Annotated in this window: 5 protein-coding genes; 2 read left to right on the forward strand and 3 right to left on the reverse strand. The window is 48.6% G+C overall.

Annotated elements, in window-relative coordinates:
- Positions 1-1,551, reverse strand: a 1,551-nt coding sequence (locus tag BXY_RS04410; RefSeq protein ID WP_208946762.1) for a sensor histidine kinase, incomplete at its 3' end; no start/stop codon positions are given.
- Positions 1,552-1,669: 118 nt separating this feature from the next.
- Between BXY_RS04410 and BXY_RS04415 the strand changes: the two genes are divergently transcribed.
- Positions 1,670-3,802: a Tex family protein gene (locus BXY_RS04415; RefSeq protein WP_008644202.1), complete on the forward strand. Its 2,133-nt coding sequence runs from the start codon at positions 1,670-1,672 to the stop codon at positions 3,800-3,802.
- On the opposite strand, the gene BXY_RS04420 is transcribed toward BXY_RS04415, so the two are convergent.
- Positions 3,774-4,670 (reverse strand): CPBP family intramembrane glutamic endopeptidase, encoded by an 897-nt coding sequence (locus BXY_RS04420; RefSeq protein ID WP_015531281.1) that lies wholly within the window; start codon positions 4,668-4,670, stop codon positions 3,774-3,776. The two genes, BXY_RS04415 and BXY_RS04420, sit on opposite strands and share 29 nt — an antisense overlap.
- Positions 4,671-4,773: 103 nt before the next feature.
- Between BXY_RS04420 and BXY_RS04425 the strand changes: the two genes are divergently transcribed.
- Positions 4,774-5,823 carry a leucine-rich repeat domain-containing protein gene (locus BXY_RS04425; RefSeq protein ID WP_008770942.1) on the forward strand — a complete coding sequence of 350 codons (1,050 nt, stop codon included), beginning with the start codon at positions 4,774-4,776 and terminating at the stop codon, positions 5,821-5,823.
- 89 nt (positions 5,824-5,912) lie between these two features.
- Here BXY_RS04425 and BXY_RS04430 read toward each other — a convergent pair whose 3' ends face one another.
- Positions 5,913-6,014, reverse strand: a complete 102-nt coding sequence (locus BXY_RS04430; protein ID WP_151433306.1) for a smalltalk protein — start codon at positions 6,012-6,014, stop codon at positions 5,913-5,915.
- Between the last annotated feature and the right edge of the window lie 119 nt (positions 6,015-6,133).

Raw genomic sequence — 6,133 nt, forward strand, 5'->3', positions numbered from 1 at the left:
GAACTGGTTTTCCGACGACTGCCGCGAAAAACTAACAGACGCCACCACCTGGCTGCACAACTGCACCACGTCACATTCCTCCCAAGTCAGCGTCACCCGGTTGGCCTCCAAACGCGAAAGGTCGAGAATATCGTTAATCAGCCGAAGCAACAAATCCGAATTGGTTTTGATAATCTGATAATAAGACTGCTGTTCCTCCTCCGTGCTACCGCCAACGGCCAATACATCCGAGAATCCTACAATCGAATTCAACGGTGTCCGTATCTCATGGCTCATATTGGCAAGGAAAGCACTCTTCAGACGATTGGACTCTTCCGCCCTGTCTTTTGCTACGCGCAAGTCCTTCTCCGATTTCAGCAGCTCATCCTTCAGGCGTTTCGTACGGAAATAATAGAAGAGAGAGATGCACAAGCCGAGCACCAGAATCACAAACAAAGCACAGGCAGACCATATCTGATAAGTATATTGCTGATAGAACGAAACCGGCTGGTTGACAAGCTGCACTTTAAAAGGCAATACCGCCGGGTCCAGCCCCCATTCCTTCACCTTCCGGCTATCCAATACCGCTTTGCAGCCGATTACCGAAAGATGTTTCGCCGTATCCTGCGGGTGCGTATCCATCCGTACAGACTCCATAGCCATCTCTCCACCCACTTTCCGGTAGTCGGGCAACACCCCTCCTATCGCCCAATGACCGAGACTCACCGATGAAGGGGTAAAAGTCGGAATGGTAGGGGTAACTTCCATCATGGCATACGTGGCATTTCTCATGAAATACCCCTCGTTCATATCCACCCGCCATGTTCCCACCAGGATCACCGTGTTTTCGGGCAGTTGCCTCAACTCCTCAACGATGGTATAAATAGAATGTTTCCGTCCATCCATCAGAATCAAATCCAGATCGGGGAATTTCTTCATTTCTTTTCGCACCAATGCTTGCATGGTCACTCCGCCATACGTGTTGTCCGAAATAAAGGCAATGTGTTTCGTTTTCGGATAGAAGGCTTGAATCATCCGGAGGTTACCTTCTATATCATATTGGTTGATAAATCCCGATTTGAGTTCGGGGATATTCAGATGGTCATCGAAGAGATCGACTGATTCGGGCATCCAGCTATCCAGGCTTCCCACGGTATCTTCCGGCAATATCACCACGTTGCTACTCGCCAGACTGCACATCACGGGCACTTTCACCTGCATTTCATCCCGCTGCGACAAATAAGCGGCCCATGCTTCCTGACCTAACAAGATAATCTGCGCCGGATGCTTTTCCCCTTGGTATTTAGCAAGAATCTGTGTCATCATTTTGCTCCATAGCGGAGCTTCCGAGAAGCTTTTACAGTTCATATTCTCGATGATGATGTCGCGCTGTCCTCCCAACTTACTATATTCATCCATATAATCGGAAATAGTGACCGATGTTTGGTGCGCTGCCGGATTATAAGAACAGATAATCAGAATAGGTTTCTTATCGTTAGAGACAGCCAAGACCTTCGATGACTGCAGGAGCCAAAGAAAACAGATAAAAAAATATCCAAGACGTCCCAGCATAATAATGCAGTTTTGATGTGTTAATTCATTAATTGAGTTGCAAATATAGTAAAACTTGTCGGGTTTAACAGATTTATATGTATTTTTGTCGCTCATTTACTGTCAAAAAATACAAATTATGGAATTATTTCACAAGATGATTTCCGGATTTCTGGGCATACCGGAAAGACAAATAAGCAGCACGCTCCATCTTTTGGGCGAAGGTGCTACGATTCCTTTCATCAGCCGATACCGCAAAGAAGCCACTGGCGGGCTGGATGAGGTGCAAATAGAGCAGATCAAAGAGCAACACGATAAGTTGTGCGACATAGCCAAACGGAAAGAAACGATTCTCGGCACCATCACCGAACAGGGCAAACTGACTGCGGAACTGGAGAAACGCATCAACGACACCTGGAACCCGACGGAACTGGAAGATATATACCTCCCTTACAAACCCAAACGGAAGACACGTGCCGAAGTGGCCCGCCAGAAAGGGCTGGAGCCGCTTGCCACCATCCTGCTGTTGCAACGGGAAAACAACCTTAGCGCCAAAGCTGCTTCCTTTGTAAAAGGTGAAGTGAAAGATGTGGAAGACGCGCTGAAAGGTGCGCGTGACATTATCGCGGAGCAGGTGAACGAAGACGAGCGTGCCCGCAACGCGGTACGTAACCAGTTTGGGCGACAGGCAGAGATTACGGCCAAACTAGTCAAAGGAAAAGAGGAAGAAGCAGCGAAATACCGCGATTATTTCGATTTCTCCGAGCCACTGAAACGTTGCACGTCCCACCGTCTGCTCGCCATCCGCCGGGCAGAGTCGGAAGGGTTGCTGAAAGTGTCTATCAATCCCGACGACGAGGCCTGCATCGAACGTTTGGAACGCCAATTCGTACGTGGCAACAACGAATGTAGCCGGCAAGTGGGCGAAGCCACGACGGATGCTTACAAACGGTTGCTCAAGCCTTCCATTGAGACAGAATTTGCCGCCCAATCCAAAGAGAAAGCCGACGATGAAGCAATTCGCGTATTCACCGAAAACCTCCGCCAACTTCTTCTCGCTCCGCCATTGGGACAAAAACGGGTGCTCGCCATCGACCCCGGATTCCGTACCGGATGTAAGGTGGTTTGTCTCGACGCACAAGGCAATCTGTTGCATAATGAGAATATCTATCCGCATCCTCCGATCAACAAGACCGGCGAGGCTGCTTCGAAACTTCGCAAGATGATTGAGGCCTACCAGATAGAAGCCATCTCCATCGGCAACGGAACGGCAAGCCGGGAGACGGAAGATTTCATCAACAGTCAGAGTTTCGACCGTCAGATACCCGTGTTTGTAGTCAGCGAGCAGGGGGCTTCCATTTATTCGGCTTCCAAAATTGCTCGTGACGAGTTTCCGGATTACGACGTAACGGTGCGTGGGGCAGTCTCCATCGGACGCCGCCTGATGGATCCGTTGGCAGAGTTGGTGAAGATAGATCCAAAGTCTATCGGCGTGGGTCAATACCAACACGATGTAGACCAGACGAAGCTGAAGAAAGCACTCGATCAGACGGTAGAGAATTGCGTGAACCTGGTCGGGGTAAATCTCAATACGGCAAGCAGTCATCTGCTTACCTATATTTCCGGCTTGGGCCCCCAACTGGCACAGAACATTGTCAATTACCGGGCAGAGAACGGAGCTTTCAGTTCGCGGAAAGAACTGATGAAAGTGCCGCGCATGGGCGCCAAAGCCTTTGAGCAATGCGCAGGATTTCTTCGCATCCCCGGAGCTAAAAATCCGTTGGATCATACCGCCGTGCATCCGGAAAGTTACCACATCGTAGAACAAATGGCCAAAGACCTGAAATGCACCATCGACGAGTTGATAGCCGACAAGGAACTTCGCCGGAAGATCAATATTTCCGACTACATCACTCCTACCGTCGGCCTGCCTACCTTACAGGACATTCTGCAGGAGCTCGACAAGCCGGGACGTGACCCGCGCAAGGCTATCAAAGTCTTCGAGTTCGACAAGAATGTACGCACCATAGCCGATTTGCGCGAAGGGATGATTCTTCCGGGCATTGTAGGCAATATCACCAATTTCGGGGCGTTTGTCGATATAGGAATTAAGGAGAACGGCCTTGTGCACCTTTCTCAATTAGCGGAACGGTTCATTTCCGACCCGACAGAAGTGGTGTCCATCCATCAGCACGTCATGGTGAGGGTGATGAATGTAGATTATGACCGGAAACGGATTCAACTTAGCATGATCGGGGTACCGCAAGACTGATTGCTTCTCTTTTCTCTCCCCACCACACGATCAGAATCGTAAATACAATCATAAGTACTGTGCAAATGAGCGAGCCTTCAAAACCGAAGGCTCCGCCATTCAGTACGTTTTCTTCGGGCATACGCAAAGTCAGCATACTGGTGGTGAAGTTGTTTCCGCTTACCTGATAACCGAGGATGGGGCCTTGAATCCAATTCCAGAAAAGATGAAGCGAGATAGGGAAACACAGGTTCCGCGTATATAGATAGGAAGCTCCCAGCAGCATACCTGCCAGCAACAGGTTGAGCATAGGCAGGAAAGCTATTTCGGGATTGAAGATGTGCATAAAGGCGAATAACGCTGCCGAGATGAAAAGCGCCAGGAATTTATTCATGGTGGTATGCAATAGGCGTCCGAGGATATAGCCGCGCATCAGTATCTCTTCGAACAAGGCGACCAGCAGGAAAAACACCCACGAGCCCAGCAGCTCCAACGGCTTGAACTGGAAACCGGTGACTTCTATCTCTCCCAAGACGAACGAGATTCCGAAGCCGAACAGATAGAGCAGGATTGCCATCAGGAAGCCATACCACAGTCCCTTGACGTGTCCTTTTAAGGAGAGCCCCAAATCAGAAAACGGACGGCGTTCGAAGCGGAGCATAGGAATGGCGGCGGTCAGAACGGCGAGCAGCATACTGGCTTCGAGGATAATGTATCCCATCACTCCCGGATGGCGGGCTTCCACACCCAACACCAACGACAAACATCCGCGGGCCAGCGTACCATACAATCCAAGAAGGATGAAAAGTATCACAATAAACAGCGGGATACAAGCCCACACAGGAAGTCTTTTGGGTTCTTTGCCCCCAGCAATGTTGTCTGCCTCCATTTTTACAATTTGTTAATCCGGCTACAAAATTAGATATAAAACATAAAAAAACATCATGTATTCTCTATTTTTCCTATATTTGTCAGAACAAATCTACAAAATTATGAAAATAAAACTACTATTGATAAGTTTCTTATTGGCCGCTAATGCGTTAGGAGCAGCCGCCCAAGTGAGTAAAACGTATTATGTGAGTAAGCCCGGCACGCTGATTTCCATGATGACTGAAGAGGAAGCCAACAGTGTCACCCATCTCACACTGACCGGCAAACTGAACGCGGAGGACTTCCGCCATCTCCGTGACGAATTTGATAATCTGAAAGTATTGGATATTTCGAACGCTGAAATCAAGATGTACAGCGGAAAAGCGGGCACTTATCCCAACGGGAAATTCTATATTTATATGCCGAACTTCATTCCTGCATACGCTTTCTCGAATGTGGTGGACGGAGTGACCAAAGGCAAAGCCACGCTGGAGAAAGTGATTCTTTCGGAGAAAACAAAGAATATCGAAGATGCCGCCTTCAAAGGTTGCGAGAACCTGAAAATCTGCCAGATCCGCAAGAAGACAGCTCCCAACCTGTTGCCGGAAGCGTTGGCAGACAGCGTTACCGCTATCTTCGTCCCCCTGGGCAGCAGCGACTCTTACCGCTACAAGGACAGATGGCAGAACTTTGCCTTTATCGAGGGGGAACCGGTAGAGACTACCCTGCAAGTGGGCGCCATGGGCAAACTGGAAGAAGAGATCCTGAAAGCGGGACTGCAACCCAGAGACATCAACTTCCTGACCGTTGAGGGCAAGCTGGATAACGCCGACTTCAAACTGATCCGCGATTATATGCCGAATCTCGTCTCTGTCGATATTTCCAGAACGAACGCAACGGCTATCCCCGACTTCACTTTCGCACAGAAGAAGTATCTACTGAATATGAAATTACCTCATAATCTGAAATCTATCGGACAGCGTGTATTTAGCAACTGCGGTCGCCTTTGCGGTACGTTGGAGCTGCCGGCCAGTGTGACGGCTATCGAGTTCGGTGCTTTTATGGGATGCGATAATCTCCGCTATGTGTTGGCTACCGGAAATAAGATTACGACGCTGGGTGATAATTTATTCGGGGAGGGAGTTCCGAGTAAGTTGGTTTATAAGAAATAAATATACGATTTATTTTATGAGTAAAAAAATAGAGAGGGTGAAATAGAAAACCTATGCACCCTCTCTCAAATAAACTAATCCTCTGTTTCTTACAGACTCATCGCATTAGCTCCAAATACGCCTGCTACTGCTGACGCCACCGCGATGACTACTTTCAAAATCATATCCCAAAGGGATTTCTTACTTGCCATAACTCTACACACCTCCTTTCCGAACTCTTTAAATGATTCATTACTTCCTATGACCTGCACACTACTTCCTAAAAAACCAAACTCCGCTTTCACCTCAAAACACGGACACGCCTTGATCC

The organism is Bacteroides xylanisolvens XB1A (assembly GCF_000210075.1).
Lineage (GTDB): Bacteria > Bacteroidota > Bacteroidia > Bacteroidales > Bacteroidaceae > Bacteroides > Bacteroides xylanisolvens.

Coding starts and splice junctions, on each gene's coding strand:
- BXY_RS04430 (WP_151433306.1), bottom strand. CDS start 6,014: ATGGCAAGTAAGAAATCCCTTTGGGATATGATTTTGAAAGTAGTCATC.
- BXY_RS04415 (WP_008644202.1), top strand. CDS start 1,670: ATGGAATTATTTCACAAGATGATTTCCGGATTTCTGGGCATACCGGAA.
- BXY_RS04420 (WP_015531281.1), bottom strand. CDS start 4,670: ATGGAGGCAGACAACATTGCTGGGGGCAAAGAACCCAAAAGACTTCCT.
- BXY_RS04425 (WP_008770942.1), top strand. CDS start 4,774: ATGAAAATAAAACTACTATTGATAAGTTTCTTATTGGCCGCTAATGCG.